This is a genomic window from Campylobacter sp. 2018MI34 (assembly GCF_016598975.1).
In the GTDB taxonomy this organism is placed as follows: domain Bacteria; phylum Campylobacterota; class Campylobacteria; order Campylobacterales; family Campylobacteraceae; genus Campylobacter_D.
In genome coordinates this window covers 114152-137858 of sequence record NZ_JAENKS010000001.1, presented here as the reverse complement: position 1 = coordinate 137858, position 23707 = coordinate 114152, and the positions used below count along the sequence as shown (strand labels likewise).

Here is a 23707-nt window from a genome sequence, read left to right as displayed (position 1 = left end):
TAAAAAATATTAAGCTTTATAAAGTTAAAATTAAGTTTTTAATCAAAACTTACAGAGTAAGTAAGCAAAGGCAATAAATGGAACAAGAAATCATCGCTTTTTTACAACAGGATAAAATCATTGATACACAAAATACAAATTGCAAAGATTTAAAAGCTATATATTTTGATAATTCTAATGAAAGTTTAGAAGTAATACGTCACTCTTGTGCACATTTAATGGCTCAAGCAATTAAAAGTCTATATCCTGAAGCTAAATTTTTCGTAGGACCTGTAATAGAAGATGGTTTTTATTATGATTTTCGCGTAGAAAATAAAATCAGTGAAGAAGATTTGATAAAAATAGAAAATAAAATGAAAGAACTAGCAAATTTAAAGCTAGATATTACAAAATATGAAATCTCTAAAAAAGAAGCTTTAATTAAATTTAAAGATGATGATCTTAAACAAGAAGTTTTATCAAAAATTCCAAATGAAATTGTAAGTATTTATAAACAGGGCGAATTCGAAGATCTATGTCGTGGTCCTCATTTGCCAAATACTAAATTTCTTAAATTCTTTAAATTAACAAGAATCGCAGGGGCTTATTTAGGTGGCGATGAAAAAAAAGAAATGCTAACACGCATTTATGGAACTGCTTTTGCAGATAAAGAAAGCTTAAAAGAATATTTGCATATTATAGAAGAAGCTAAAAAAAGAGATCATAGAAAACTAGGAAGCGAACTTAAACTTTTTACTTTTGATGATGAAATAGGTGGAGGGCTTCCTATTTGGCTTAGTAATGGAGCAAGACTTAGAAGCAAATTAGAACAAATACTTTATAAAGCTCATCGTTTAAGAGGATATGAACCTGTGCGTGGTCCTGAACTTTTAAAAGCAGATGCTTGGAAAATTAGCGGACATTATGATAATTATAAAGAAAATATGTATTTTACTCAAATTGATGAACAAGAATATGGAATAAAACCTATGAATTGTGTAGGACATATTAAAGTTTATCAAAGTGAAGTTAGAAGCTATAGAGATTTGCCTTTAAAATTTTTTGAATATGGCGTTGTACATCGTCATGAAAAAAGCGGGGTTTTACACGGATTATTAAGAGTTAGAGAATTTACTCAAGATGATGCACATATTTTTTGTATGCCAAGCCAAATCAAAGAACAAGTACTTGAAATTTTAAATTTTGTTGATAAGCTAATGCAACTCTTTAATTTTTCTTATGAAATGGAAATTTCAACCAAGCCTGAAAAAGCTATCGGTGATGATGAAATTTGGGAAATCGCAACAAAAGCTTTAAAAGAAGCTTTAGATGAACAAGGTTTAAAATACAATATCGATGAAGGTGGCGGAGCATTCTATGGTCCAAAAATTGATATTAAAATTACTGATGCCTTAAAAAGAAAATGGCAATGTGGAACCATACAAGTTGATTTTAATCTACCTAATCGTTTTAAATTAGAATATACAAATCACGAAAATGAGAAAAAACAGCCCGTAATGCTTCATCGTGCAATTTTAGGATCTTTTGAAAGATTTATAGGAATTTTAACCGAACATTGTGGAGGAGAATTCCCATTTTTCATAGCACCAACTGCAGTAGGTATAATACCAATTTCAGATAATCACAAAGCTTATGCTAAAGAAATTTATAAAATGCTTTTAGAATTAGATATAGATAGTGAAATTTATGAAAAAAATGAAAGTTTAAGTAAAAAAATTCGCACTGCTGAGAAACAAAAATTACCAATGATTTTAGTTTTAGGAGATGATGAGGTCTCAAAAAGAAGTATTGCTCTAAGAGATAGAAGAACCAAAGAACAAAAGAATTTAAGTTTAGATGAATTTATAAATTTAATCAAAGAGAAAATAAGTGAGGTATATTTTTGAGTAAAGAAAAAGAAATATTGCTCAATGATGAGATAAGAGCAGATGAAATAAGATGTATAGGTGATGATGGAAAAGTTTATGGGATAATTAGTAGCGATGAAGCCTTAGAAATAGCAAATCGCTTAGGGCTTGATCTTGTTATGATAGCTCCAGATGCAAAACCACCAGTTTGCAAAATAATGGATTTTGGAAAATTTCGCTATCAACAAGAAAAAAAACAAAAAGAAGCAAAGAAAAAACAAAAAATTATTGATATAAAAGAAATTAAACTTTCAGTAAAAATCGCTCAAAATGATATTAATTATAAAGTTAAACATGCTCTTGAGTTTTTATCACAAGGAAAACACGTAAGATTTCGTGTATTTTTAAAAGGACGTGAGATGTCAAGTCCCGAAGCTGGTATTACTCTACTTGAAAAAATTTGGACTATGGTAGAAAATGTAGCTAACCGCGATAAAGAGCCAAATTTTGAAGGTCGTTATGTAAATATGTTTGTAACACCAAAGAAATCTTAATGGTTTTTTAAATGCCAAGAAAAAATTTAATAGAAAATAAAAATTAACATAAAGAAAAGAATTTACATTCAAAAAAAAGATGACTTAAATATAGACTTAGCTATGCAAAAAACTAAAGAATATTTAGAAAAAAATTTTCATTAAATAGATATGAGAGGGGGTTGCGAATTTTATAGATGGTAAATATTATTTTGAAATAGAGAAAAAAATAGAAATTTCTTTTAATTAATAATATTAAATCAACAAAAATTCGCGTCCAATTTGATATGAATTTTATAGATAATACTATAAAACCAGATGGTGGAGTATTCTTTTTAAGAAAAAAAGATGATGAGAATTATAAAAAAGTTCTATTGATTACAGATGCTAAAAGACAAGGAGCTAATGATACTAGAAAAAAGAAGGCAAAAGCAAACAAGTTGCTGGAAATGCTATAGAAAGACTAGGAAAAAATTTAACAGGTATTAAAGCTATGTTAAATCATGAAAAAATAACTCCTTTTGTATGTTTTGGCTGGGGATGTGATTTTGTAAGCAGTGAAAAATCCGTTTTAGCAAAATTAAATGTTTTAAATGAATTTTATTATCTAAATAAAACTTATATTTTTAAAGCAGATGGCAATAGTGATCATAATTATTTTTCTCCTGTTAGTATGTATTTTATAGAAAATAAGTGGGAAGTAAATGAAATGTTTGAAATTATGAAAGAAATTGCTAAAACATCTTTAAGGTATTATATCTTTTAATATGGCTACTGAAAACCCTAACTTTTTAAAAGAACAAATCATTACTTATCTTGGTAATAAAAGAGCACTTTTAGGCTTTTTAGAACAAGGATTTAATTTTGCTAAAAAAGAATTAAAAAAAGATAAATTTAGCTTTTGTGATATCTTTAGTGGTTCAGGTATAGTCAGTCGTTTTGCAAAAGCACACTCAAATTTTATTATAGCTAATGATTTAGAAAATTATTCAAGAATTATTAATGAATGCTATCTTAGCAATAAAGATGAAAATTTAAATAAAACTATAAAAAAATATCATAAAAATCTAACTCAAAACTTAAGACTTCAAAAAGGCTTTATTAGTAAGCTTTATGCTCCAAAAGATGAAAATTTTATCCAAAAAGATGAAAGAGTTTTTTATACTATTAAAAATGCAATGTATTTAGATACTTTAAGAGCAAAAATTGATAATGATATTCCAAAAGAATTTAGACATTTTTTTATAGCACCTTTAATCTATGAAGCAAGTGTTCATTCTAATACAAGTGGAGTTTTTAAGGGTTTTTATAAAGGAAAAAATGGTATAGGAAAATTTGGAGGAGAAGCTGGCAATGCTTTAAAACGAATTAAAGGTGAAATAGAACTTAAAATGCCTATTTTTTCAAATTTTTCTTGTGAATTTAAGGTTACACAAAAAGATGCAAATATACTTGCAAAAGAACTTGATAATATAGATGTAATTTATCTTGATCCCCCTTATAATCAACACCCTTATAGCTCTAATTATTTTATGCTAAATTTAATTGCAAATTATAAAGAACCCAAAGAAATTTCAAATATAAGTGGAATTCCAAAAGATTGGAATCGTAGTGTTTATAATAGTCAAAAAAATGCTGAAAATGCTTTATTTGATCTAATTTATAATTTAAAAGCTAAAATCATTTTATTATCTTATAATTGTGAAGGCTTTGTTAAAAAAGAAAATTTTTTAAAACGTTTACAAAATCTTGGAAAATGTTTTTTATTGGAACAAAAATATAATACTTTTAGAGCTAGTAGAAATCTTAAAAATCGCTCTATTTATGTCAATGAGCAACTTTATATTTTAGTTAAAAATTAATATTTCATCCTTAAATTTGCTCCGTGTGTTAAAGCTATAGCAATAGCATCTGTAATATCTAAAGGTTTAATATCTTTTGAAATTCCTAAAAGTCTTTTTACCATAAAAGCAACTTGTTCTTTTGTCGCTTTTGCTTTTCCTGTTATTGCTTTTTTAATTTGTAAAGGAGTATATTCTTTAAATTCACCATGAATTTGTAAAATTTTTAAACTTAAAGCTCCACGAAATTGTGCAAGTTTTAAAACTGTTTTTGGATTATAAGCAAAAAATATATCCTCTATAGCTACCTCATCAAATTGATGATTTTTAAAGATTAAATCTAGTCCTTCACAAAGCTCTGTAATTTGATATTGAAGTGTAGAAGGTTTAATCTTTATAAGTCCTGCTTCTATAAGAGTATTTTTATTTTTATCACTTTCTATAATAGCATAACCACAAAAACGAGTTCCTGGATCAATTCCTAAAATTTTCAAAATAAACCTTAAAAATGTGAAATTCTTTTCTAAAGATGTGAATAATTTTAACCTTTTTTTATAAAATTAAAGATAAAATTTAAAAAATATATTAGATAGGATTCAATGGATATAAATAAAATACTTGATTTTTTAAAAAAAGAACTTTCAGAAAATGAGTATGAAAATTATATTTTACCTCTTAAATTAAATGAAAAACAAAGTAAGGCAGATCTTTTAGTTTTTAATGCTTCAAATGAATTTCTAGCTAAATTTACTCAAACAAAATACGCTCAAAAAATTTCTTATTTTTATGAAGTACAAACTGGTATCAAAGCAAAAGTTATTATTCAAACACAAAATACAAAAACCCATTCTAAAGCTAGTAAAATAGATATAATGCAAATTAAAACACAAAGCACTATATTAAATCCCTCTTTTACCTTTGATAGTTTTGTTGTAGGAGATTCGAATGAATATGCCTATGTAACCTGTAAAGCTGTAGCTAACAAAGATAAATTAGGAAAACTTTATAATCCTATTTTTATTTATGGAGCAACTGGGCTTGGTAAAACTCATTTACTCCAAGCTGTTGGCAATACTTGTTTAGAACTTGGCAAAAAAGTTATTTATGCTACAAGTGCAAATTTTGTTAATGATTTTACTTCTCATCTAAGCAATAAAACTATGGAAAAATTCCACGAAAAGTATAGAAATTGTGATGTATTACTCATTGATGATGTTCAATTTTTAGGAAAAACAGATAAAATTCAAGAAGAATTTTTTTTCACTTTTAATGAAATTAAAGATAGATTAGGTCAAATTATTATGACTTCAGATAATCCACCAAATATGTTAAAAGGTATCACAGAAAGATTAAAAAGTCGTTTTGCAAATGGAATAATTGCTGATATTACACCGCCTGAACTTGATACAAAAATGACAATTATAAGAAAAAAATGTGAATTTAATGAAGTAAATTTAAATAATGAAGTTATTAATTATATTGCAACTTCTATGGGAGATAATATAAGAGAAATTGAAGGTATGATTACAAATCTAAATGCTTATTCAAGACTTATTAACCAAGAAATAACTTTAGATATAGCAAAAAGTTTAATGAAAGATCATATCAAAGAGAAAAAAGAAAATATTACTATAGAAGATATACTTAATATTGTTTGTAAAGAATTTAATATAAAACCAAGTGATATAAAATCAAACAGAAAAACAAAAAATATAGTAACTATAAGACGCATTGTGATTTTTTTAGCAAGAGAGCTTACAACTATGTCTATGCCTCAACTTGCAATGTTTTTTGAAATGAAAGATCACACAGCAATTTCACATAATATTAAAAAAATTAATGAACTTTTTTTAGAAAATTTAGAACTTAAAAATAAAATTGAAGAACTTAAAAATAAAATTTTAACAAAAAGTCAAAGTTAAGTGAAAAAATGTGAATAAAAATGAAAAATTAAAAAAGAGAAAACTATGATAAAATAAATTTTTAAAACACTTTTTCACATTTTCAATATGCTTATTATTATGATGAAATTAAATTAAAAAGGAGAAAAAATGAAATTAAGTATAAATAAAAATACTTTAGAATCTGCTATTATTTTATGTAATGCTTATGTAGAAAAGAAAGATTCTAGTACTATCACTTCTCATTTACTTTTTGAAGCAAATGAAGATAAACTTACAATCAAAGCAACTGATTTTGAAATAGGAATAAATTATAAAATCAGAAAAATTCGTATAGAATCTTCTGGTTTTGCAACAGCAAATGCAAAAAGCATTGTTGATGTAATCAAAAACTTAAACAATGAAGAAGTTACACTTGAAACTATCGATAATTTTTTATTTATAAGACAAAAAAGCACAAAATATAAATTACCAATGTTTAATTATGAAGATTTTCCAAATTTCCCACAAACAGAAGGTAAAAACAAATTCGATATTGATTCTAGTGATTTAAGCAGATCTCTTAAAAAAATTCTCCCAAGTATAGATACAAATAATCCAAAATATTCTTTAAATGGTGCTTTTTTAGATATAAAAACTGAAAAAATCAATTTTGTAGGAACAGATACAAGAAGATTAGCTATTTATACTTTAGAAAAAAATAATGAACAAGAATTTCACATTTGTATCCCTAAAAAAGCTATTACAGAAATGCAAAAACTTTTTTATGAAAAAATCGAAATATTTTACGATGAAAATATGCTTATAGCTAAAAATGACAATTTTGAATTTTTCACAAAACTTATTAATGATAAATTCCCAGATTATGAAAAAGTTGTGCCAAAACAATTTAAACAAGAAATTATTTTACAAACCGAAGATTTTATAGATTCTTTAAAGAAAATTAGCGTAGTAACAGAAAAATTAAAAATTCATTTCCTAAAAAATAAAATTATATTTGAAGGTATTAGTCTTGATAATATGGAAGCAAAAACAGAGCTTGATATAGAACTTAATTTAGAAGAAGAATTTGCTCTTAGTGTTAAAATTAAATATTTATTAGATTTTCTATCTTCTATTGAAGAAAATGAATTTAAAATCAGTATTAATGAACCAAATTTAGCTTTTGTTGTAAGTTCAGGAAAACTTGAAATGGTTATTATGCCAATGATTTTATAATTTTTAAAAATCATAAATTTAACTAAAAGGAAAAATATGCAAGAAAATTATGGCGCAAGTAATATTAAAGTTCTAAAAGGTTTAGAAGCTGTTAGAAAGCGTCCTGGTATGTATATAGGAGACACCAATATAGGTGGTCTTCATCATATGATTTATGAAGTAGTAGATAATTCTATTGATGAAGCTATGGCAGGGCATTGTAATACTATTGATATTGAAATTACAACTGAAGGAAGTTGTATAGTAAGTGATAATGGTAGAGGAATTCCTGTAGATATGCACCCTACAGAAAATATGCCAACTTTAACTGTTGTTTTAACTGTTCTTCACGCAGGGGGAAAATTCGATAAAGATACTTATAAAGTTTCAGGTGGTTTGCATGGTGTTGGGGTTTCAGTTGTAAACGCTCTTTCTAAAAAACTTGTAGCCACAGTCGAAAGAAATGGAGAAATTTATCGTCAAGAATTTTCAGAAGGTAAAGTTATCAGTGAATTTGGTGTAATAGGAAAAAGTAAAAAAACAGGAACAACCATAGAATTTTGGCCTGATGATAAGATTTTTGAAGTAACAGAATTTGATTATGAAATCTTAGCTAAAAGATTTCGTGAACTTGCATATTTAAACCCAAAAATTACTATAAATTTTAAAGATAATCGTATAGGAAAATACGAAAGCTTTCATTTTGAAGGTGGAATTTCTCAATTCGTTACAGATTTAAATAAAAAAATAGCTTTAACTAAACCAATTTTTTTCAGTGTAGATGAAGAAGATGTAAATGTTGAAGTAGCTTTACTTTATAATGACTCTTATAGTGAAAATTTGCTTTCTTTTGTAAATAATATTAAAACTCCAGATGGTGGAACTCACGAAGCAGGCTTTAGAATGGGTTTAACACGCGTAATAAGTAATTACATAGAAGCTAATGCAAGTGCTAGAGAAAAAGATAGTAAAATTACTGGAGAAGATATTCGTGAAGGACTTATAGCTATAGTAAGTGTTAAAGTTCCTGAACCACAATTTGAAGGACAAACTAAAGGAAAACTAGGTTCAACTTATGTACGTCCTATAGTTTCAAAAGCTTCTTTTGAGTATTTAACTAAATATTTTGAAGAAAATCCTATAGAAGCAAAAGCTATAATGAATAAAGCCTTAATGGCAGCACGCGGTAGAGAAGCAGCTAAAAAAGCAAGAGAATTAACACGTAAAAAAGAAAGTTTAAGTGTAGGGACTTTACCTGGTAAATTAGCTGATTGTCAAAGTAAAGATCCAAGTGAAAGTGAAATTTATCTTGTAGAAGGGGATTCTGCAGGGGGTTCTGCAAAACAAGGTAGAGAAAGATCTTTTCAAGCAATTTTACCTTTAAGAGGTAAAATTTTAAATGTTGAAAAAGCAAGACTTGATAAAATTTTAAAATCAGAACAAATTCAAAATATGATTACTGCTTTTGGTTGTGGTATAGGAGAAGATTTTGATATCTCAAAACTTAGATATCATAAAATCATCATTATGACAGATGCTGATGTTGATGGATCTCATATACAAACTCTACTTTTAACTTTTTTCTTCCGTTTTATGAAAGATTTAATAATAAATGGTCATATCTATTTAGCTCAACCTCCTTTATATCGTTATGAAAAAAGAGGACAAAAGAAAAAAGAAATTTATTTAAAAGATGAAAAGGCTTTAAATGATTTTTTAATTGAAATGGGTATAGAAAATTCTAACTACCAAGGTATAGGACTTAATGATTTAAAAGATTTTTTAAAAATCGTTTCAGCTTATCGTTCTGTACTTAAAGAACTTGAAAAAAGATTTAATATCATTTCAGTGATTAGATATTTAATTGAAAATCCAGATTTAATTAAAAATTCAAATGAAGAACTTTTTAACATTATAAAAGTTTATCTTGAAAAATCAAATTATAATATTTTAAATTCTTATATCAATGAAAATGAAATTCGTATTTTTGTTCAAACTGAAAATGGACTTGAAGAACTTTTAATCAATGATGATTTATTTACTCATCCTTTATATGTTGAAGCAAATTTTATCTCTGATAAGATTAAAGAAAGAGATTTGAAATTTGAAAAAGATATTTTAGAAATTTTAGAAGAAGTAGAAAGTAATGCTAAAAAAGGAGCTGATATTTATCGTTATAAAGGTCTAGGTGAGATGAATCCTGAACAACTTTGGGAAACAACTATGGATCCTAGTGCAAGAAGACTTCTTAAAATTACCATCGAAGATGCACAAAGTGCTGATGATACTTTTAATCTCTTTATGGGTGATGATGTAGAACCTAGACGCGATTATATCCAAGCTCACGCTAAGGACGTCAAGCATTTAGATGTGTGAGAATTTAGAGATAATTTATGAAAAAATATAATTTTTTAGATTTAATTATAGAAGTTTTAAAAGAAAGTAAATTTCCTTTAAGTGCAAATGAAATTTGGCAATATGCTTTAGATAAAGGTTTTGAAAAAAAACTTCAAACTTATAAAGATGGGAATTTAAGTAAAACTCCAGTTGCAAGTTTAACTGCTAAAATTTATGTAAATTTAAATAGTAAAAATTCTCTGTTTTCAATAGTTTCTAAAAGACCAACAAAATTTTGGCTTAAAGAAAGAGAAAATGAGCTCGATTTAAAAAATATTGAAAATATATCAACTAATAAATTTTCAAATTTATTGATTCAAAAAGAAATTAAATTTAAAGAAAGGGATTTACATCCTTTACTTGTTAAATTTTTATTTGAAAGTGAAAATTTTAATCTTTATTCTAAAACTATTTTTCACGAAAAGTCTCAAAGAGGTAAAAGTGGCGAAAATGAATGGATTCATCCTGATATAGTTGGTGTGCATTTTCCTTTTAAAGATTATGAAGATGAAACTTTTACACTTTGTAAAAATTTAAATCAAATTTCTTATAAAATTTATAGTTTTGAGTTAAAAGTCAAACTTGATTTTTCTAATTTAAGATCAAGTTATTTTCAAGCTGTAAGTAATTCAAGTTGGGCGAATGAAGGATACTTAGTTGCTTTAGAATTTGATGATGAAATTATGAAAGAACTTTGGAGACTAAATAATGCTTTTGGTATAGGTTTTATAAAGCTTGATACAGATATTAATAATTCTAAAATAATTATTAGAGCAAAAGAAAAACAGAATTTAGATTTAATAACACTCGATTTATTAGTGAGCAAAAATGAAGATTTTAAAAATTTCATACAAAATTTAAGTAAAGATATTAGTATAAGTGATATTGAACGTATTGGATATAAATTTTATGATGAAATTTACAATGATGAAAAAATGCAAAAATATTTAAAAGATAAAAAAATTATTTAATGATTTTTTTAATAGCTGGAGAATCACATACTGGAAAAACCTTACTTGCTCAAAAACTTTTAGAACTTTATCATTATCCTTATATAAGCTTAGATCATTTAAAAATGGGATTTTTAAAAGGAATTTTTCCTAAACCTTTTGAAGTTGATGAAGATATAAAAATCGCTAAATTTTTATATCCTATTATTAGAAGTATCATACAAACTAATTTAGAAAATAATCAAAATCTTATTTTAGAAGGAATTTATCTTTATCCTAAATATATTAATCTTTTAAAAGAAGAGTTTAAATCTAAAATAAAACATTTAAATTTACTTTTTTCTAAAGAATATATTCTAAAAAATTATGAGTTGATTTATGAAAAAGAAAGTGTAATAGAAAAACGTTTAGCAAGTGAAAAAATAATTCTAAATGAACTTATAAAAGATCATCTAAAATTAAAAGAAGAATGTTTAAAATACCAATGTAATTTTTTAGAATTTAAAGAAAATTATGAATTAGAGTTTGAAAAAGCCTTAATTTTTTTTAATTAGTTTTTGTATAATTTTACTCTTAGAAAAAAATACTATTAGCAGATAAATATTCGTCTATATTTGTAATTAATTTTAAAATTAATAAACTAAAATTATTTAAAAGGAGCATAAATAATGCGTTATGGTGAAAAAGAGATAAAAGAATTTGATGTAGATAAACACTTAGAGCTTTGGCCAAATGATGCTAAAAGTGATTATGTGATTAAGATTACTTTGCCTGAATTTATGTGCTGTTGTCCAAGAAGTGGGTATCCTGATTTTGCGACAATTTATTTTGAATATATTCCAGATAAACTAGTAGTTGAACTTAAAGCTATAAAATTATATATTAATTCTTTTATGTATAGAAATATTTCTCACGAAGCAAGTATCAATGAAATTTACAATACTTTAAAAGATAAATTAAAACCAAAATGGATTAAAGTTGTAGGGGATTTTAACCCACGTGGTAATGTACATACTATCATAGAATGTCGAAGTGATATGATTGTGCCAAAGTAAATTTAAAAAATGGATAAAAATTAAATCTAAAAATAATAAATTTTTATCTATTTAATTCAAATTCAATTATTAAATTTTTATACTTTAATCGTACTAATTAAGATTATTTTTTAAATAATAAAAAATAAATTTTATATAAAATACTTTTTATTTTTAAAAATTTATTACCAATTATAAAGTAATAATTTTAATTTTTATCCTTATTTAAAGGATAAAAATTAAATATTTTTATAAATTCTCTTGACAAGCAAAATATGAATTTATTATACTTTCGTTTTATTTTTAGTTAGTTTTTAAACTAACGAGTTCTTTTAAAAGGAAAAATTATGGAAAGAATTAGGCTTAAGCTTAAAGCTTATGACCACAGAGTCCTAGATAGAACAGTTGCAGCGATTGTAGAAGCTGTTAAAAGAACAGGTGCAGATATTAGAGGTCCAATACCATTACCTACTAAAATTAAACGATATACAGTTTTAAAATCCCCACATATTAATAAAGATTCTCGTGAGCAGTTTGAAATTAGAATTCACGCACGTTTATTAGATATAGTGGCTGCTACTCCTGATACAGTTGATTCTTTAACTAAGCTTGATTTAGCTCCAGAAGTTAATGTTGAAGTTAGAGCTATGGGTAAAAAAGGATAGAATATGGAATATATTGTAGAAAAAATAGGTATGAGTAGAACTATCACAAGTCCTAGTATTGCCGTAACTTTATTAAAAGTTGTGAATACTAAAGTTTGTGAAATTGATAATGGTAAAGCATTAGTTGCTTATCCTAAAGGTAAAAGAAGCAACAAATGTATAAAAGGTCAACAAAAAAAATACAATCTTTCAGCCGAATTTAACCGCTTTGCAACTTTAGAAGTGGCAAATACAGAAATAGGTGATTTAGATGAAACTCCTTTGAATGAAGCAAAAATTTTAAAAGTAAGTTTTAATTCTAAAGGACGCGGTTATAGCGGTGTTGTTAAAAGACATAATTTTGGTGGTGGTCCGGCATCTCACGGAAGTAGATTTCACAGACGCCACGGATCAATTGGTAATAGAGAATGGCCAGGTCGTGTTCAACCAGGGATGAAAATGGCAGGACATTATGGAAATGAAAAGGTTAGTGTTAAAAACGAAGTTGTATCCTATGATGCACAAAATAAAATTTTAGTTGTTAAAGGTGCAGTACCAGGATATAATGGTGCCATGGGTAAAATAAGGATTGCAAAATGAGTAAAATAACTATTTTAGATGAAAAATTTGATAGAGCTGGAGAATTAGATCTTCCTGCTAAATATGCAGAAGTAAATCCACACAATCTTTATTTATATGTAAAATCTTATCTTGCTAGTCTTAGAGCAAATACTGCTCATACAAAAGGTAGAAGCGACGTAAGTGGTGGTGGTAAAAAACCTTGGAGACAAAAAGGAAGAGGTGGGGCAAGAGCTGGTTCTACAAGAACAAATGTTTGGGTAGGAGGTGCTGTAGCTTTTGGTCCTACTAATAATAGAAATTATTTCCAAAAAGTTAATAAAAAGCAAAAAAGATTAGCACTTGAGAGAGCTTTAGAAGAAAAAGCTTCAAAAAATTCTCTTTTTGTAGTTCCTTCATTAACTATAGAAAGTGGTAAAACTAAAGATGCTAATGCTGTTATTAAAAAATTAGGGCTTAAAGATGCTTTAATTGTTAAAGATATGCTAGATGAAAAAACACTTTTAGCTTATAGAAATTTGTCAAATTGCTATGTTGTTGATATAAACGAAGTTAATGCATATCTTGTAGCTGTTTTTAATGCAGTTATTTTTGAAAAATCAGCATTAGATTCAATTACAAAAGAAGGATAATTATGGCAGATATTACAGATATTAAAACTATACTTTATACAGAAAAAAGCTTGAATTTACAAGAAAATGGTGTCGTAGTTATTCAAACTTCAACAAGAATGACTAAAACAAGTTTAAAAGTAATATTAAAAGAATATTTTGGCGTAAATGCACAAAGTATTAATTCTTTAAGAACTAATGGAAAAGTGAAACGTTTTAGAGGTCGTACAGGACAAAGAAACGATTATAAAAAATTCTATGTAAAGCTACCTGAAGGTGTTAGCTTAGAAAATATGGAGGCTTAAAATGGCAATTAAAACTTACAAACCATATACTCCAAGTAGAAGATATATGACAGGTTTAAGTTCTGAAGATATTACAGCAAAACCAAGCGTAAGATCTTTGCTTGTAAAACTTAAATCTCATTCGGGTCGTAATAGTTATGGAAGAATTACAAGCCGTCATAAACAAGCTGGAGCTAAAAAACTTTATAGAATTATAGATTTTAAACGTCGTAAATTCGATATAGAAGGTAAAGTTGAAACTATAGAATATGATCCTTATAGAAATTGTAGAATTGCTTTGATTTCTTATAAAGATGGAGAAAAAAGATATATTATTCAGCCAAAAGGTCTAAATGTTGGAGATATAGTAGCTTCAGCAGAAAGTGGGCTTGATATAAAGCCAGGTAATGCTATGAAGCTTAAAAATATTCCTATTGGAACTATAGTTCATAATATAGAATTAAAGCCAGGCAAAGGTGCTCAAATGATACGTTCAGCAGGAGCATATGCACAACTTATGGGCAAGGAAGAAAAATATGTTATTTTAAGACTTGCTAGTGGTGAGATGAGACAAGTTTTAGCTGAATGTATGGCAAGTATTGGTGAAGTTGGAAATGAAGATTGGGCTAACATTACCATAGGTAAAGCAGGTCGTAATCGCTATAGAGGAATTCGTCCTCAAACCAGAGGTTCTGCTATGAACCCAGTTGATCACCCACACGGAGGGGGAGAAGGTAAGAAAAATTCAGGACGTCATCCTGTGACTCCTTGGGGTAAACCTACTAAAGGTGCAAAAACACGTCGTAAAAAAGCAAGTGATAAATTAATAATTTCAAGAAGAAAAGGAAAATAAGATGGCTAGATCGTTAAAAAAAGGTCCTTTTGTAGATGATCATGTGATGAAAAAAGTCATCGCTGCAAAAAAGAATAATGATAATAAACCTATTAAAACTTGGTCAAGAAGAAGTACAATTATTCCTGATATGATAGGTTTAACTTTTAATGTTCATAATGGCAAAAGTTTTATTCCTGTTTATATTACAGAAAACCATATTGGTTATAAACTTGGCGAATTTGCACCAACAAGAACATTTAAAGGCCATAAAGGCTCTGTTCAAAAGAAAATAGGTAAGTAAGGGATAAGATATGAGTAAAGCTTTAATTAAATTCATAAGATTGTCTCCAACTAAGGCAAGACTTATTGCAAGAGAGGTTCAAGGTATGAATGCTGAACTTGCAATGGCAAGTTTAAAATTTATGCCAAATAAAGGTGCTAAATATATTGCTAATGCTATTTCAAGTGCAGTAGCTAATGGTAGTTTTGAAGCCAATGAAGTTATAATTAAAAGTTGCCGTGTTGATGCAGGTTCTGTTCTTAAAAGATTTAGACCACGTGCTAGAGGAAGTGCAAGTCGTATTAGAAAACCTACTTCTCATATTTTAGTAGAGGTTGCTAAAATAGAAAAAGAAACAAAAAATAATAAAAGCACTAAAAAAGCAACAGCAAAGAAGGAAAGCTAAATGGGACAAAAAGTAAATCCGATTGGTTTAAGATTAGGAATTAATAGAAATTGGGAATCAAGATGGTTTCCTAGTAAAACAAGTTTGGTTGAAAATATTGGTGAAGATTACAAAATCAGAACTTTTTTAAAAAGAAAACTTTATTATGCAGGAATTAGTCAAATTTTAGTTGAAAGAACAGCTAAAAGATTGCGTGTGACTGTTGTAGCAGCAAGACCAGGCATAATTATTGGTAAAAAAGGTAGCGATGTTGATGTTTTAAGAAAAGATCTTCAAAATTTAATTGGTAAAGATGTTAATATCAACATTAAAGAAGAAAGAAAAGCAGGAGCTTCAGCTCAACTTGCAGCAGAAAGTGTTGCAACTCAATTAGAGAAGAGAGTAGCCTTTAGAAGAGCAATGAAAAAGGTTATTCAAGGAGCGCAAAAAGCAGGAGCTAAAGGAATTAAAGTTTCTGTTTCAGGCCGTTTAGGCGGAGCTGAAATGGCAAGAACAGAATGGTATTTAGAAGGTCGTGTGCCACTTCATACTTTAAGAGCAAAAATTGATTATGGTTTTGCAGAAGCTAGAACTACTTATGGAAACATAGGAGTAAAAGTATGGATCTTTAAAGGTGAAGTATTACAAAAAGGAATGCAACCTGAAAAAACTGAAGAAAATGCTCCGGCTAAAAAAACAACAAGACGAAGAAGGAGTAAATAATGTTAATGCCAAAAAGAACGAAATATCGTAAAATGATGAAAGGGCGTAATAGAGGTTATGCTTGCAGAGGAACAGAATTTACTTTTGGTGAATTTGCATTAAAGGCCACTGAAGCAGGTCGCATTAATTCACGTCAAATCGAAGCTGCGCGTATAGCTTTAACTCGTTTTGTTAAAAGACAAGGTAAAACTTGGATTAGAGTTTTTCCTGATAAGCCTTTAACTAAAAAACCTTTAGAAACTCGTATGGGTAAAGGTAAAGGTGCAGTTGAAGAATGGGTAATGAATATTAAACCAGGACGTATTATTTATGAAATGGCAGGAGTTAATGAAGAAATGGCAAGAAAAGCTTTAACATTAGCTATGCATAAATTACCTTTTAAAACTAAGTTTGTTACAAGAGAGAGCCAAAATGAAATATACTGAAATTAAAGATAAAAATGCAGCCGAGCTTGCAACAATGCTAAAAGAAAAAAAGGTGCTTTTATTCACTTTAAGACAAAAGCTAAAAACTATGCAACTTACTAATCCAAATGAGATTAGACAAGTTAAAAAAGATATTGCTAGAATAAGTACGGCAATTAGCGTTTTAAAACAAGGATAGAATATGGCATTTAAAAGAGAAATTCAAGGTATTGTTGTTAAGATTGCTGGGGATAAGACAGTAAGTGTTTTGGTTGAAAGAAAAGTTGTTCATCCAAGATATAGAAAAATTGTTAAACGATTTAAAAAATATTTAATTCACGATGAAAGAAATGAGGCTAAAGTAGGAGATGTTGTGGTAGCTATAGAATGCAGACCTATTTCTAAAAGAAAATCATTTCGCTTAAAATCTGTATTAGCTACAGGAGTTTAATAATGATTCAAAGTTTTACAAGACTTGCAGTTGCTGATAATAGTGGTGCAAAAGAACTTATGTGTATTAAGGTTTTGGGTGGTAGCAAAAGAAGATATGCTACAGTAGGCGATGTAATTGTTGCATCTGTAAAAAAAGCTTTACCAAATGGTAAGGTTAAAAAAGGTCAGGTTGTTAAAGCAGTCATAGTTCGCACTAAAAAAGAAATTCATAGAGAAAATGGATCTTTAATTCGTTTTGATGAAAATGCTGCTGTAATACTTGATAGCAAGAGAGAGCCTATTGGAACACGTATTTTTGGACCAGTGGGAAGAGAAGTTAGATATGGTGGCTTTATGAAAATTGTTTCACTAGCACCGGAGGTATTATAATGGCAGTTAAATTTAAAATTAAAAAAGGTGATAATGTAAAAATCATTACAGGAGATGATAAAGGTAAAACAGGAAAAGTATTAGCAGTTTTTCCAAAAAAATCTCAAGTGATTGTTGAAGGTTGCAAAATAGCTAAAAAAGCTGTAAAGCCAACTGAGAAAAATCCAAATGGTGGTTTTATCAATAAAGAAATGCCTATGGATATTTCCAATGTAGCAAAGATTGAGGGGTAGAATTTATGATGAGATTAAAAGAAAAATATGATCAAAACATAAAAGCTGCTTTAGTTAAAGAATTTGATATTAAAAATCCTATGCTTATACCTAGTATCGAAAAAATTGTTATTAGTGTAGGAGCAGGAGAATTAGCTAAAGATCAAAAAGTATTGCAAAATATTGCTGATACTATTTCTTTAATTGCTGGACAAAAAGCCGTTATAACTAAAGCAAAAAAATCTGTTGCTGGTTTTAAAGTGCGTGAAGGTTTTCCTGTAGGTGTTATGGTGACTTTAAGAAAAGATAATATGTATGCTTTTTTAGATAAGCTTATTTCTATTGCTTTACCAAGAGTAAAGGATTTTAGAGGTTTAAGCAAAGATGGCTTTGATGGACGTGGAAATTATAATTTTGGTCTTGATGAGCAACTAATGTTTCCAGAAGTTGAGTATGATAAAATTTTAAGAACTCACGGGATGAATATTGCTATTGTTACAACAGCACAAAACGATAAAGAGGCACACAGATTATTAGAACTTATAGGTGTGCCATTTGCAAAAGGAAGATAAAAATGGCTAAAAAATCAATGATTGCTAAAGCAGCACGCAAACCTAAATTTAAGGTTCGTGGATATACAAGATGTCAAGTTTGTGGGCGTCCTCATTCAGTTTATAGAGATTTTGGAATTTGCAGAGTTTGTCTAAGAAAAATGGGCAATGAAGGATTAATTCCAGGTCTTAAAAAAGCAAGTTGGTAAGGAAAAAATAATGATCAATGATATAATTTCAGATTCACTTACTCGTATTAGAAATGCAAGTATGAGAAAGCTTGAAACTACTAAGCTTTTACATTCTAATGTTATAGAAGCTTTAGTGGGTATTTTTCAAGCAAAAGGTTATATTGAAAGTTTCAATATTATTGAAGAAGATAAAAAGAAATTTGTTAATGTAGTTTTAAAATACGATGAAAAAGGACAAAGTGTTATAAACGAAATTAAAAGAGTTTCTAAACCAGGTCGTCGTGTTTATAAAGGTAAAGATGAAATTAAACGTTTTAAAAATGGTTATGGAACTATAGTAGTTAGCACAAGCAAAGGTGTTTTGCCAAACGATGAAGCTTTTAAAGCAGGAGTAGGTGGCGAAATTTTATGTACCATTTGGTAATCTTACTTTTTATGGCATTGGGTATCCATTCTTTAAAAAGTAGAAATATCCTAGACAAATAAAAAGGAAAAATATGTCTCGTATAGGTAAACAACCAGTTTCTATTCCAGATGGGATAGAAGTTACAATAGAAGGAAATTTCTTAAAATTTAAAAAAGGAAATTTAATAAAAGAGCTTGATACAAAAGCTAATGTTAATGTTGAAATTAAAGATAAGCAAATTATTTTCTCTCCAAAGGGTGAAGACAGACAAAGTAGAGCTTATTGGGGAACTTATAGAGCGCTTGCTTATAATGTGATTGTGGGAATGACTCAAGGTTTCTCAAAAACTCTTGAAATCAATGGTGTTGGTTATAAAGCAGCATTAAAAGGCAAAGTATTAGAATTAATACTTGGTTTCTCACATCCTATTAATTATGATATTCCAGAAGGTATTGAAATTGTAGTAGATAAAAATAATATCATTGTAAAAGGAAGTGATAAGCAAGTTGTTGGACAAGTTGCTGCTCAAATTCGTGAGTTTAGACCACCAGAGCCATATAAGGGTAAAGGCGTTAAATATTCTGATGAGCGTATTATCCGTAAAGCTGGTAAAACATCTAAGAAGTAAGGATAGGGTATGAGAATAAATATATTAAAAAGAAAAATTTCTTTAAGAATTAAAAGAAAAAAGAGAATTAGAGTAAGAATTTCAGGAACTGAAGTTTTACCTAGAATTTCTGTGTTTAAATCAAATAAAACCCTATATATACAAGCTATTGATGATGTTAAAGCTGTAACTTTAGCAGCAATTGATGGACGTAAGATAAATGTAAAAGCAAATAAAGAGGGTGCTAAAAAAATAGCTGCTGAATTTGCAAAAATTTTAAAAGCTAAAAAAATCGAACAAGGTATTTTTGATAGAAATGGTTATGTTTATCATGGTGTAATTGCAGCTTTAGCTGAATCTTTAAGAGAAAATGGCATTAAGCTATAACCCAAAGGAGGATCGATGGAAAAATATAATAGAGAAGAATTTGAAGAAGTAATCGTCGATATTGGCAGGGTTACTAAAGTTGTTAAAGGTGGTAGAAGATTTAGATTTACTGCTTTAGTTATAGTAGGAAATCGTAAAGGTTTAGTAGGTGTAGGCTATGGAAAAGCTAAAGAAGTTCCTGATGCTATTCGCAAAGCTGTTGATGATGCCTTTAAAAATATGGTTGAAGTAAAAACTAAAGGTTCTACTATCGCTCACGATGTTGAAGTTAAATATAATGCAAGTAGAATTTTACTTAGACCAGCAAGCGAAGGAACGGGAGTTATAGCAGGTGGTTCAACACGTCCTATTGTGGAACTTGCGGGTATTAAGGATATTTTAACTAAATCTTTAGGTTCAAATAATTCAGCTAATGTGGTTCGTGCTACAATCAAAGCTTTAACAATGTTAAAAGGATAAGAAGATGAATTTAACAAAAGCAGCGGGTTCAACGCATAAAACTAAAAGAATTGGCCGTGGTCAAGGCTCTGGTATGGGTAAGACTGCCACCAAAGGAGGAAAAGGCCAAACTGCAAGAAAAGGTTATAATGAAAAAAGAGGTTTTGAGGGAGGACAACAACCACTTCAAAGAAGATTACCAAAAGTAGGTTTTACTTCTAGAGTGGAAAAACCTTATGTAATTAATGTTGAAAAAATTGTAGCTATTAAAGAATTAAGCGAAATTAGCTTTGAAAGCATTAAAAGCATACATAAAATTTCAAAAGCTGTTAAAAAAATAAAATTAATTGGAAAAAGTGCTAAAGATTTAGCCTCTAAAATTAAAGATCAAAATATAAGTATTAGTGGAATAAAATAATGAATAAAGCATTGACGAATAAAATTTTAATTACCTTAGCGTTTTTATTCGCCTATAGGGTTTTAGCTTATGTGGCTGTTCCTGGCGTCAATGCTGATGTAATTGCAGAATTTTTTAATAATAATCAAAATAATGCCTTAGGTTTGTTTAATGTTTTTAGCGGAGGAGCAGCTGAGCGATTTTCTATTATTTCTTTAGGGATTATGCCTTATATTACAGCTTCTATTATTATGGAACTTTTAGCTGCCACCTTTCCAAATATTGGAAAAATGAAAAAAGAACGTGATGGTATGCAAAAATATATGCAGATTATCCGTTATGCAACTATTTTTATAACTTTAGTTCAAAGTGTGGGTGTGGCTATAGGTTTGCAAAGTTTACACGGACGCGGAGGCGTTAATGCCATTATATTAGAGGATACAAATACCTTTATAGCTCTTTGTGCTATTTCTATGCTTGCAGGAACTATGCTTTTGATGTGGATAGGAGAGCAAATTACACAAAAAGGTGTTGGTAATGGTATTTCTTTGATTATTTTTGCTGGAATTGTTTCAGCTATTCCAAGAGCTATAGAAAATACTGTGGGTCAAATTAATTCAGGGGAAATGAATTTTTTAAGTGCATTTGTTATCTTTGTTTTGATACTTTTAACTATAGGTATTATAATTTATGTAGAATTAGGAGAGCGTCGTATTCCAATTTCTTATTCGCGTAAAGTTGTAATGCAAAATCAAAATAAACGTATTATGAACTATATTCCTATTAAATTAAATTTAAGCGGTGTTATACCTCCTATTTTTGCAAGTGCGATTTTAATGTTTCCAGCTACAATTTTACAATCAAGTACCAATTCTTATTTACAAGCTATTAATGATTTTTTAAATCCAAATGGTTATATATTTCATATTCTAACATTCTTTTTTGTTATTTTCTTTGCTTATTTTTATTCTTCTATAGTGTTTAATTCTAAAGATATAGCAGAAAATCTTAAAAAGCAAGGAGGGTTTATACCAGGAATTAGACCTGGAGAAGGAACGGCAAATTATTTAAATGAAATTGCATCAAGACTTACTTTATCAGGTTCTATTTATCTTGGGCTTATAGCTACTTTACCTTGGGTTTTAGTTAAATTTATGGGAGTACCTTTTAATTTTGGAGGTACTTCTGTTTTAATTGTTGTTCAAGTTGCCCTTGATACAATGAGAAAAATTGAAGCTCAAATTTATATGAGCAAATACCAAACTCTTAGCGCAGTAGGTTTATAGACAAAGGAATTTTTCTTTGTCTATAATTTATCAAAAATATTTAGCAATCTTTATCTTGCACAATACTTGATAAAATTATTTTTTATTATTTGATCAATTATTTTTATAAGCCTTAATGCTTTTTAGTTTATATAAGCTTAAAACTTTTACGATGAAGTCTGCAAGGTCCAAATTTTTGAATCAATTCTTTATGCTTTTTTGTGCCATAAGCTTTATTTTTTTCAAAATTATAATAAGAAAATTCTTTAGCCAAAAAATTCATCACCTTATCTTTACTGACTTTTGAAAGTATGCTAGCTGCACTTACTTGAGGAATTTTAGAATCAGCTTTTATAAGAGTTCTTATACCATTTATACCATAATTTGTATTGCCATCGTATAAAAAGTCACTATCTTCGTTAAAGTGTTTTTTTATAAGCATTAGACCTATTTTTAGACAAGAGCTAAGCCCTAGAGTATCAATTTGTTCTGATGAAAAGCTAAGTATTAGATAGTTTGAATTTTTAATGATTTGCGTATAAAGTTCTTCTCTCTTTTTTTCGCTTAGTCTTTTAGAATCACAAAGTCCTTTTATATTTTTGTGAAGTTTACAAGCTGATAAAAACATAGGACCAGCTAGAGCTCCACGTCCTGCTTCATCTATACCTATTAAATTATTGCTTATTGTAAGTTCATCTTCTTTAAATAAATTCATAAAAATATTGTAGTGAATTTTATATTTTATTTTCTTTAGTGTTAAAATTAAAAATTGATTATGAATTTTTATATTTTTTAATTCTATGAGATTAAAATCTGTTTATGGAATTTTAAGTAAAAATAGTATTAATTTTTAGTTTTTAAAATTAATTTTTGTAAATTATAAAGCATTATAAGCACTAAATTAAAAAGTTTAAAACCCTAAAATAGGGTTTTAATTATTCAACGCTAATAGAATCTTTAATATTTGTAAATATTTTTTCACTAATACCATTTACTTTTTTAATATCTTCTATGCTTGTAAAATTTTGATCTTTTCTATAGGTTATAATAGCTTTAGCTCTTGATTCACCTATACCATTAAGAGTTTTTAATTCTTCGATATTTGCTGTATTAATATTAATTTTGGCAAATAATGCATTTAAAAGAATAAAAAATAAAAATCCAATCTTTTTCATTTTTTTATCCTAAAAATTCTCTTTTAAAATATTCTTTTGGAGCTCTGCATAAAGGACAAGTAGCAGGAGCTTTTTTACCACGATGAATATGACCACAAACCTCACAAACCCAAAGTTCTTCTACTTCGCTATTAAAAAATTCTTCTTCTTCTAGCATTTTTTTAAGAGCTAAATATTCTCTTTCATGTTCGATTTCTACTTTTCCAATAGCTGTAAACAATCTTGCTATTGCTTTTTTGCCTTCATCTTCTGCAATTTTTGCAAAATTTGGATACATAATACTATGTTCATAATTTTCGCCTTCTGCAGCGCTAATTAAATTTTTTGTTGTAACTTCTAAAGGCTTTCCATCAACGATTTCGTGATAAGCTTTAAATTCAGCTCTTGCATGCCATTTTTCATTTTCAGCCGCTTCTCTAAAATGTTTTGCTATTGCGTGCCAACCTTCTTCTTGTGCTATATCTGCAAATAAATCATATTTATTTCTAGCCATTGATTCGCCTGCAAATGCTTTCATTAAATTAACCGCAGTTAAATCTTTTGTTATGCATTGCATTTCTTCATTACAACAAACTAATTTACCACCACCAACATTTTGAACTTCAACTTCATTGCCACATTTATTGCATTTGTAAGTTTCATATTGTCTCATTGTTTGTCCTTCGTTTATATAGTGTTAAACTTTATGATTTTATAACAAAAAAATTCTTTTGTCAATTAATAATTTTTATTACTTATTAATTTATTTATAATATTTTTATTATAAAATATTAATTTTTAATTTTAAAAATATTTAATTTTAAAATTAATA

General features: G+C 28.0%; 36 protein-coding genes. 32 read left to right on the top strand and 4 right to left on the bottom strand.

Translation table 11 applies throughout. The features are described from left to right. Positions 1-77: 77 nt before the first annotated feature. The 5 genes from thrS to JG676_RS00825 all read left to right on the top strand — a co-directional run bounded on the left by thrS (position 78) and on the right by JG676_RS00825 (position 4242). Positions 78-1886, top strand: coding sequence for a threonine--tRNA ligase (thrS, locus tag JG676_RS00840; protein WP_200217030.1), 1809 nt, complete (start codon positions 78-80; stop codon positions 1884-1886). Next, complete coding sequence (gene infC / locus JG676_RS00835; protein WP_200217029.1) at positions 1883-2401, top strand: translation initiation factor IF-3; 519 nt, start codon at positions 1883-1885, stop codon at positions 2399-2401. Before thrS ends, infC begins: the two co-directional genes overlap by 4 nt. 266 nt (positions 2402-2667) lie before the next feature. After that, positions 2668-2838, top strand: coding sequence for a hypothetical protein (locus JG676_RS08880; protein ID WP_246801775.1), 171 nt, complete (start codon positions 2668-2670; stop codon positions 2836-2838). Next, positions 2835-3146 (top strand): restriction endonuclease, encoded by a 312-nt coding sequence (locus JG676_RS08875; protein WP_373563781.1) that lies wholly within the window; start codon positions 2835-2837, stop codon positions 3144-3146. Before JG676_RS08880 ends, JG676_RS08875 begins: the two co-directional genes overlap by 4 nt. Before the next feature lies 1 nt (position 3147). After that, positions 3148-4242, top strand: a complete 1095-nt coding sequence (locus JG676_RS00825) for a DNA adenine methylase (protein WP_200169161.1) — start codon at positions 3148-3150, stop codon at positions 4240-4242. Here the strand turns inward: JG676_RS00825 and ruvC are convergent. After that, on the bottom strand, positions 4239-4715 hold the full coding sequence (gene ruvC, locus JG676_RS00820) for a crossover junction endodeoxyribonuclease RuvC (RefSeq protein WP_200169162.1): 477 nt from the start codon (positions 4713-4715) through the stop codon (positions 4239-4241). The genes JG676_RS00825 and ruvC overlap by 4 nt on opposite strands. A gap of 105 nt (positions 4716-4820) precedes the next feature. Here ruvC and dnaA point away from each other — a divergent pair, with 105 nt between their 5' ends. The 27 genes from dnaA to secY all read left to right on the top strand — a co-directional run bounded on the left by dnaA (position 4821) and on the right by secY (position 21742). Beyond that, on the top strand, positions 4821-6143 hold the full coding sequence (gene dnaA, locus JG676_RS00815; RefSeq protein WP_200169163.1) for a chromosomal replication initiator protein DnaA: 1323 nt from the start codon (positions 4821-4823) through the stop codon (positions 6141-6143). A gap of 129 nt (positions 6144-6272) precedes the next feature. Continuing rightward, positions 6273-7340: a DNA polymerase III subunit beta gene (gene dnaN / locus JG676_RS00810; RefSeq protein WP_200217028.1), complete on the top strand. Its 1068-nt coding sequence runs from the start codon at positions 6273-6275 to the stop codon at positions 7338-7340. Between the two features lie 36 nt (positions 7341-7376). Further along, positions 7377-9695 carry a DNA topoisomerase (ATP-hydrolyzing) subunit B gene (gyrB, locus tag JG676_RS00805; RefSeq protein WP_200217027.1) on the top strand — a complete coding sequence of 773 codons (2319 nt, stop codon included), beginning with the start codon at positions 7377-7379 and terminating at the stop codon, positions 9693-9695. A gap of 17 nt (positions 9696-9712) precedes the next feature. After that, the gene (locus JG676_RS00800) at positions 9713-10687 is read left to right on the top strand and encodes an HTH domain-containing protein (RefSeq protein ID WP_200217026.1); all 975 of its coding nucleotides are present in this window, start codon (positions 9713-9715) and stop codon (positions 10685-10687) included. Then, the gene (locus JG676_RS00795) at positions 10687-11220 is read left to right on the top strand and encodes an adenylate kinase (protein ID WP_200217025.1); all 534 of its coding nucleotides are present in this window, start codon (positions 10687-10689) and stop codon (positions 11218-11220) included. Before JG676_RS00800 ends, JG676_RS00795 begins: the two co-directional genes overlap by 1 nt. A gap of 114 nt (positions 11221-11334) precedes the next feature. Next, positions 11335-11721 (top strand): preQ(1) synthase, encoded by a 387-nt coding sequence (gene queF / locus JG676_RS00790; protein WP_200169168.1) that lies wholly within the window; start codon positions 11335-11337, stop codon positions 11719-11721. A gap of 326 nt (positions 11722-12047) precedes the next feature. Next, entirely contained in the window at positions 12048-12365 is a 318-nt protein-coding gene (gene rpsJ, locus JG676_RS00785) for a 30S ribosomal protein S10 (protein ID WP_200169169.1), read from the top strand. Between the two features lie 3 nt (positions 12366-12368). After that, positions 12369-12944 carry a 50S ribosomal protein L3 gene (gene rplC / locus JG676_RS00780; protein ID WP_200169170.1) on the top strand — a complete coding sequence of 192 codons (576 nt, stop codon included), beginning with the start codon at positions 12369-12371 and terminating at the stop codon, positions 12942-12944. After that, positions 12941-13555, top strand: coding sequence for a 50S ribosomal protein L4 (rplD, locus tag JG676_RS00775; RefSeq protein WP_131163229.1), 615 nt, complete (start codon positions 12941-12943; stop codon positions 13553-13555). Before rplC ends, rplD begins: the two co-directional genes overlap by 4 nt. A 2-nt stretch (positions 13556-13557) precedes the next feature. After that, on the top strand, positions 13558-13839 hold the full coding sequence (locus tag JG676_RS00770) for a 50S ribosomal protein L23 (protein WP_131163230.1): 282 nt from the start codon (positions 13558-13560) through the stop codon (positions 13837-13839). A 1-nt stretch (position 13840) separates the two neighbouring features. Next, positions 13841-14671, top strand: a complete 831-nt coding sequence (gene rplB / locus JG676_RS00765; RefSeq protein ID WP_200217024.1) for a 50S ribosomal protein L2 — start codon at positions 13841-13843, stop codon at positions 14669-14671. 1 nt (position 14672) lies between these two features. Next, the gene (rpsS, locus tag JG676_RS00760; protein ID WP_131163232.1) at positions 14673-14954 is read left to right on the top strand and encodes a 30S ribosomal protein S19; all 282 of its coding nucleotides are present in this window, start codon (positions 14673-14675) and stop codon (positions 14952-14954) included. A gap of 10 nt (positions 14955-14964) precedes the next feature. Next, on the top strand, positions 14965-15339 hold the full coding sequence (gene rplV, locus JG676_RS00755; protein ID WP_200217023.1) for a 50S ribosomal protein L22: 375 nt from the start codon (positions 14965-14967) through the stop codon (positions 15337-15339). Then, the gene (gene rpsC, locus JG676_RS00750; RefSeq protein ID WP_131163234.1) at positions 15340-16041 is read left to right on the top strand and encodes a 30S ribosomal protein S3; all 702 of its coding nucleotides are present in this window, start codon (positions 15340-15342) and stop codon (positions 16039-16041) included. Beyond that, positions 16041-16466, top strand: coding sequence for a 50S ribosomal protein L16 (rplP, locus tag JG676_RS00745; protein WP_200169173.1), 426 nt, complete (start codon positions 16041-16043; stop codon positions 16464-16466). The genes rpsC and rplP overlap by 1 nt, the downstream gene beginning before the upstream one ends. After that, complete coding sequence (gene rpmC / locus JG676_RS00740; protein WP_131165627.1) at positions 16453-16644, top strand: 50S ribosomal protein L29; 192 nt, start codon at positions 16453-16455, stop codon at positions 16642-16644. Before rplP ends, rpmC begins: the two co-directional genes overlap by 14 nt. Before the next feature lie 3 nt (positions 16645-16647). Further along, the gene (gene rpsQ / locus JG676_RS00735) at positions 16648-16896 is read left to right on the top strand and encodes a 30S ribosomal protein S17 (protein ID WP_200217022.1); all 249 of its coding nucleotides are present in this window, start codon (positions 16648-16650) and stop codon (positions 16894-16896) included. Between the two features lie 2 nt (positions 16897-16898). Then, entirely contained in the window at positions 16899-17267 is a 369-nt protein-coding gene (gene rplN / locus JG676_RS00730; protein WP_131163238.1) for a 50S ribosomal protein L14, read from the top strand. Then, entirely contained in the window at positions 17267-17500 is a 234-nt protein-coding gene (gene rplX, locus JG676_RS00725; RefSeq protein ID WP_131163239.1) for a 50S ribosomal protein L24, read from the top strand. The genes rplN and rplX overlap by 1 nt, the downstream gene beginning before the upstream one ends. A 5-nt stretch (positions 17501-17505) precedes the next feature. After that, positions 17506-18051, top strand: coding sequence for a 50S ribosomal protein L5 (gene rplE / locus JG676_RS00720; RefSeq protein ID WP_200169175.1), 546 nt, complete (start codon positions 17506-17508; stop codon positions 18049-18051). 2 nt (positions 18052-18053) lie between these two features. Continuing rightward, positions 18054-18239 (top strand): type Z 30S ribosomal protein S14, encoded by a 186-nt coding sequence (locus JG676_RS00715; RefSeq protein WP_131163241.1) that lies wholly within the window; start codon positions 18054-18056, stop codon positions 18237-18239. A 10-nt stretch (positions 18240-18249) separates the two neighbouring features. Next, complete coding sequence (gene rpsH, locus JG676_RS00710) at positions 18250-18645, top strand: 30S ribosomal protein S8 (protein WP_200169176.1); 396 nt, start codon at positions 18250-18252, stop codon at positions 18643-18645. Between the two features lie 73 nt (positions 18646-18718). Beyond that, positions 18719-19255: a 50S ribosomal protein L6 gene (gene rplF, locus JG676_RS00705; protein ID WP_200169177.1), complete on the top strand. Its 537-nt coding sequence runs from the start codon at positions 18719-18721 to the stop codon at positions 19253-19255. Positions 19256-19264: 9 nt separating this feature from the next. Further along, positions 19265-19621, top strand: a complete 357-nt coding sequence (gene rplR / locus JG676_RS00700) for a 50S ribosomal protein L18 (protein WP_200217021.1) — start codon at positions 19265-19267, stop codon at positions 19619-19621. A gap of 15 nt (positions 19622-19636) precedes the next feature. Further along, on the top strand, positions 19637-20080 hold the full coding sequence (gene rpsE / locus JG676_RS00695; RefSeq protein ID WP_131163245.1) for a 30S ribosomal protein S5: 444 nt from the start codon (positions 19637-19639) through the stop codon (positions 20078-20080). A gap of 4 nt (positions 20081-20084) precedes the next feature. Next, positions 20085-20477, top strand: a complete 393-nt coding sequence (gene rplO, locus JG676_RS00690; RefSeq protein WP_200169179.1) for a 50S ribosomal protein L15 — start codon at positions 20085-20087, stop codon at positions 20475-20477. Beyond that, on the top strand, positions 20477-21742 hold the full coding sequence (secY, locus tag JG676_RS00685; protein WP_200169180.1) for a preprotein translocase subunit SecY: 1266 nt from the start codon (positions 20477-20479) through the stop codon (positions 21740-21742). The genes rplO and secY overlap by 1 nt, the downstream gene beginning before the upstream one ends. A gap of 127 nt (positions 21743-21869) precedes the next feature. On the opposite strand, the gene JG676_RS00680 is transcribed toward secY, so the two are convergent. From JG676_RS00680 to JG676_RS00670, 3 genes are all read right to left on the bottom strand, one after another. Continuing rightward, a complete protein-coding gene (locus JG676_RS00680) occupies positions 21870-22436 on the bottom strand; it encodes a ribonuclease HII (protein WP_200217020.1) in 567 nt (188 codons plus the stop codon). A gap of 220 nt (positions 22437-22656) precedes the next feature. After that, positions 22657-22896, bottom strand: a complete 240-nt coding sequence (locus JG676_RS00675; RefSeq protein WP_200217019.1) for a DUF655 domain-containing protein — start codon at positions 22894-22896, stop codon at positions 22657-22659. A gap of 4 nt (positions 22897-22900) precedes the next feature. Next, on the bottom strand, positions 22901-23548 hold the full coding sequence (locus tag JG676_RS00670) for a ferritin family protein (protein WP_200217018.1): 648 nt from the start codon (positions 23546-23548) through the stop codon (positions 22901-22903). Positions 23549-23707 lie beyond the last annotated feature (159 nt).

Excerpts from the sequence above, each read along its gene's own strand:
- dnaN (WP_200217028.1), top strand. The coding sequence starts at position 6,273 with ATGAAATTAAGTATAAATAAAAATACTTTAGAATCTGCTATTATTTTA.
- JG676_RS08880 (WP_246801775.1), top strand. The coding sequence starts at position 2,668 with ATGAATTTTATAGATAATACTATAAAACCAGATGGTGGAGTATTCTTT.
- JG676_RS00795 (WP_200217025.1), top strand. The coding sequence starts at position 10,687 with ATGATTTTTTTAATAGCTGGAGAATCACATACTGGAAAAACCTTACTT.
- dnaA (WP_200169163.1), top strand. The coding sequence starts at position 4,821 with ATGGATATAAATAAAATACTTGATTTTTTAAAAAAAGAACTTTCAGAA.
- rplN (WP_131163238.1), top strand. The coding sequence starts at position 16,899 with ATGATTCAAAGTTTTACAAGACTTGCAGTTGCTGATAATAGTGGTGCA.
- rplB (WP_200217024.1), top strand. The coding sequence starts at position 13,841 with ATGGCAATTAAAACTTACAAACCATATACTCCAAGTAGAAGATATATG.
- rplR (WP_200217021.1), top strand. The coding sequence starts at position 19,265 with ATGAGAATAAATATATTAAAAAGAAAAATTTCTTTAAGAATTAAAAGA.
- JG676_RS00670 (WP_200217018.1), bottom strand. The coding sequence starts at position 23,548 with ATGAGACAATATGAAACTTACAAATGCAATAAATGTGGCAATGAAGTT.
- rpmC (WP_131165627.1), top strand. The coding sequence starts at position 16,453 with ATGAAATATACTGAAATTAAAGATAAAAATGCAGCCGAGCTTGCAACA.
- rpsH (WP_200169176.1), top strand. The coding sequence starts at position 18,250 with ATGATCAATGATATAATTTCAGATTCACTTACTCGTATTAGAAATGCA.
- JG676_RS00680 (WP_200217020.1), bottom strand. The coding sequence starts at position 22,436 with ATGAATTTATTTAAAGAAGATGAACTTACAATAAGCAATAATTTAATA.
- JG676_RS00715 (WP_131163241.1), top strand. The coding sequence starts at position 18,054 with ATGGCTAAAAAATCAATGATTGCTAAAGCAGCACGCAAACCTAAATTT.
- rplF (WP_200169177.1), top strand. The coding sequence starts at position 18,719 with ATGTCTCGTATAGGTAAACAACCAGTTTCTATTCCAGATGGGATAGAA.
- rplX (WP_131163239.1), top strand. The coding sequence starts at position 17,267 with ATGGCAGTTAAATTTAAAATTAAAAAAGGTGATAATGTAAAAATCATT.
- rplP (WP_200169173.1), top strand. The coding sequence starts at position 16,041 with ATGTTAATGCCAAAAAGAACGAAATATCGTAAAATGATGAAAGGGCGT.
- JG676_RS00825 (WP_200169161.1), top strand. The coding sequence starts at position 3,148 with ATGGCTACTGAAAACCCTAACTTTTTAAAAGAACAAATCATTACTTAT.
- rplE (WP_200169175.1), top strand. The coding sequence starts at position 17,506 with ATGATGAGATTAAAAGAAAAATATGATCAAAACATAAAAGCTGCTTTA.
- thrS (WP_200217030.1), top strand. The coding sequence starts at position 78 with ATGGAACAAGAAATCATCGCTTTTTTACAACAGGATAAAATCATTGAT.
- JG676_RS00675 (WP_200217019.1), bottom strand. The coding sequence starts at position 22,896 with ATGAAAAAGATTGGATTTTTATTTTTTATTCTTTTAAATGCATTATTT.
- queF (WP_200169168.1), top strand. The coding sequence starts at position 11,335 with ATGCGTTATGGTGAAAAAGAGATAAAAGAATTTGATGTAGATAAACAC.
- rpsC (WP_131163234.1), top strand. The coding sequence starts at position 15,340 with ATGGGACAAAAAGTAAATCCGATTGGTTTAAGATTAGGAATTAATAGA.
- rpsJ (WP_200169169.1), top strand. The coding sequence starts at position 12,048 with ATGGAAAGAATTAGGCTTAAGCTTAAAGCTTATGACCACAGAGTCCTA.
- rpsQ (WP_200217022.1), top strand. The coding sequence starts at position 16,648 with ATGGCATTTAAAAGAGAAATTCAAGGTATTGTTGTTAAGATTGCTGGG.
- rplV (WP_200217023.1), top strand. The coding sequence starts at position 14,965 with ATGAGTAAAGCTTTAATTAAATTCATAAGATTGTCTCCAACTAAGGCA.
- rplO (WP_200169179.1), top strand. The coding sequence starts at position 20,085 with ATGAATTTAACAAAAGCAGCGGGTTCAACGCATAAAACTAAAAGAATT.
- JG676_RS00800 (WP_200217026.1), top strand. The coding sequence starts at position 9,713 with ATGAAAAAATATAATTTTTTAGATTTAATTATAGAAGTTTTAAAAGAA.
- JG676_RS00770 (WP_131163230.1), top strand. The coding sequence starts at position 13,558 with ATGGCAGATATTACAGATATTAAAACTATACTTTATACAGAAAAAAGC.
- rpsS (WP_131163232.1), top strand. The coding sequence starts at position 14,673 with ATGGCTAGATCGTTAAAAAAAGGTCCTTTTGTAGATGATCATGTGATG.
- gyrB (WP_200217027.1), top strand. The coding sequence starts at position 7,377 with ATGCAAGAAAATTATGGCGCAAGTAATATTAAAGTTCTAAAAGGTTTA.
- rpsE (WP_131163245.1), top strand. The coding sequence starts at position 19,637 with ATGGAAAAATATAATAGAGAAGAATTTGAAGAAGTAATCGTCGATATT.
- rplC (WP_200169170.1), top strand. The coding sequence starts at position 12,369 with ATGGAATATATTGTAGAAAAAATAGGTATGAGTAGAACTATCACAAGT.
- rplD (WP_131163229.1), top strand. The coding sequence starts at position 12,941 with ATGAGTAAAATAACTATTTTAGATGAAAAATTTGATAGAGCTGGAGAA.
- secY (WP_200169180.1), top strand. The coding sequence starts at position 20,477 with ATGAATAAAGCATTGACGAATAAAATTTTAATTACCTTAGCGTTTTTA.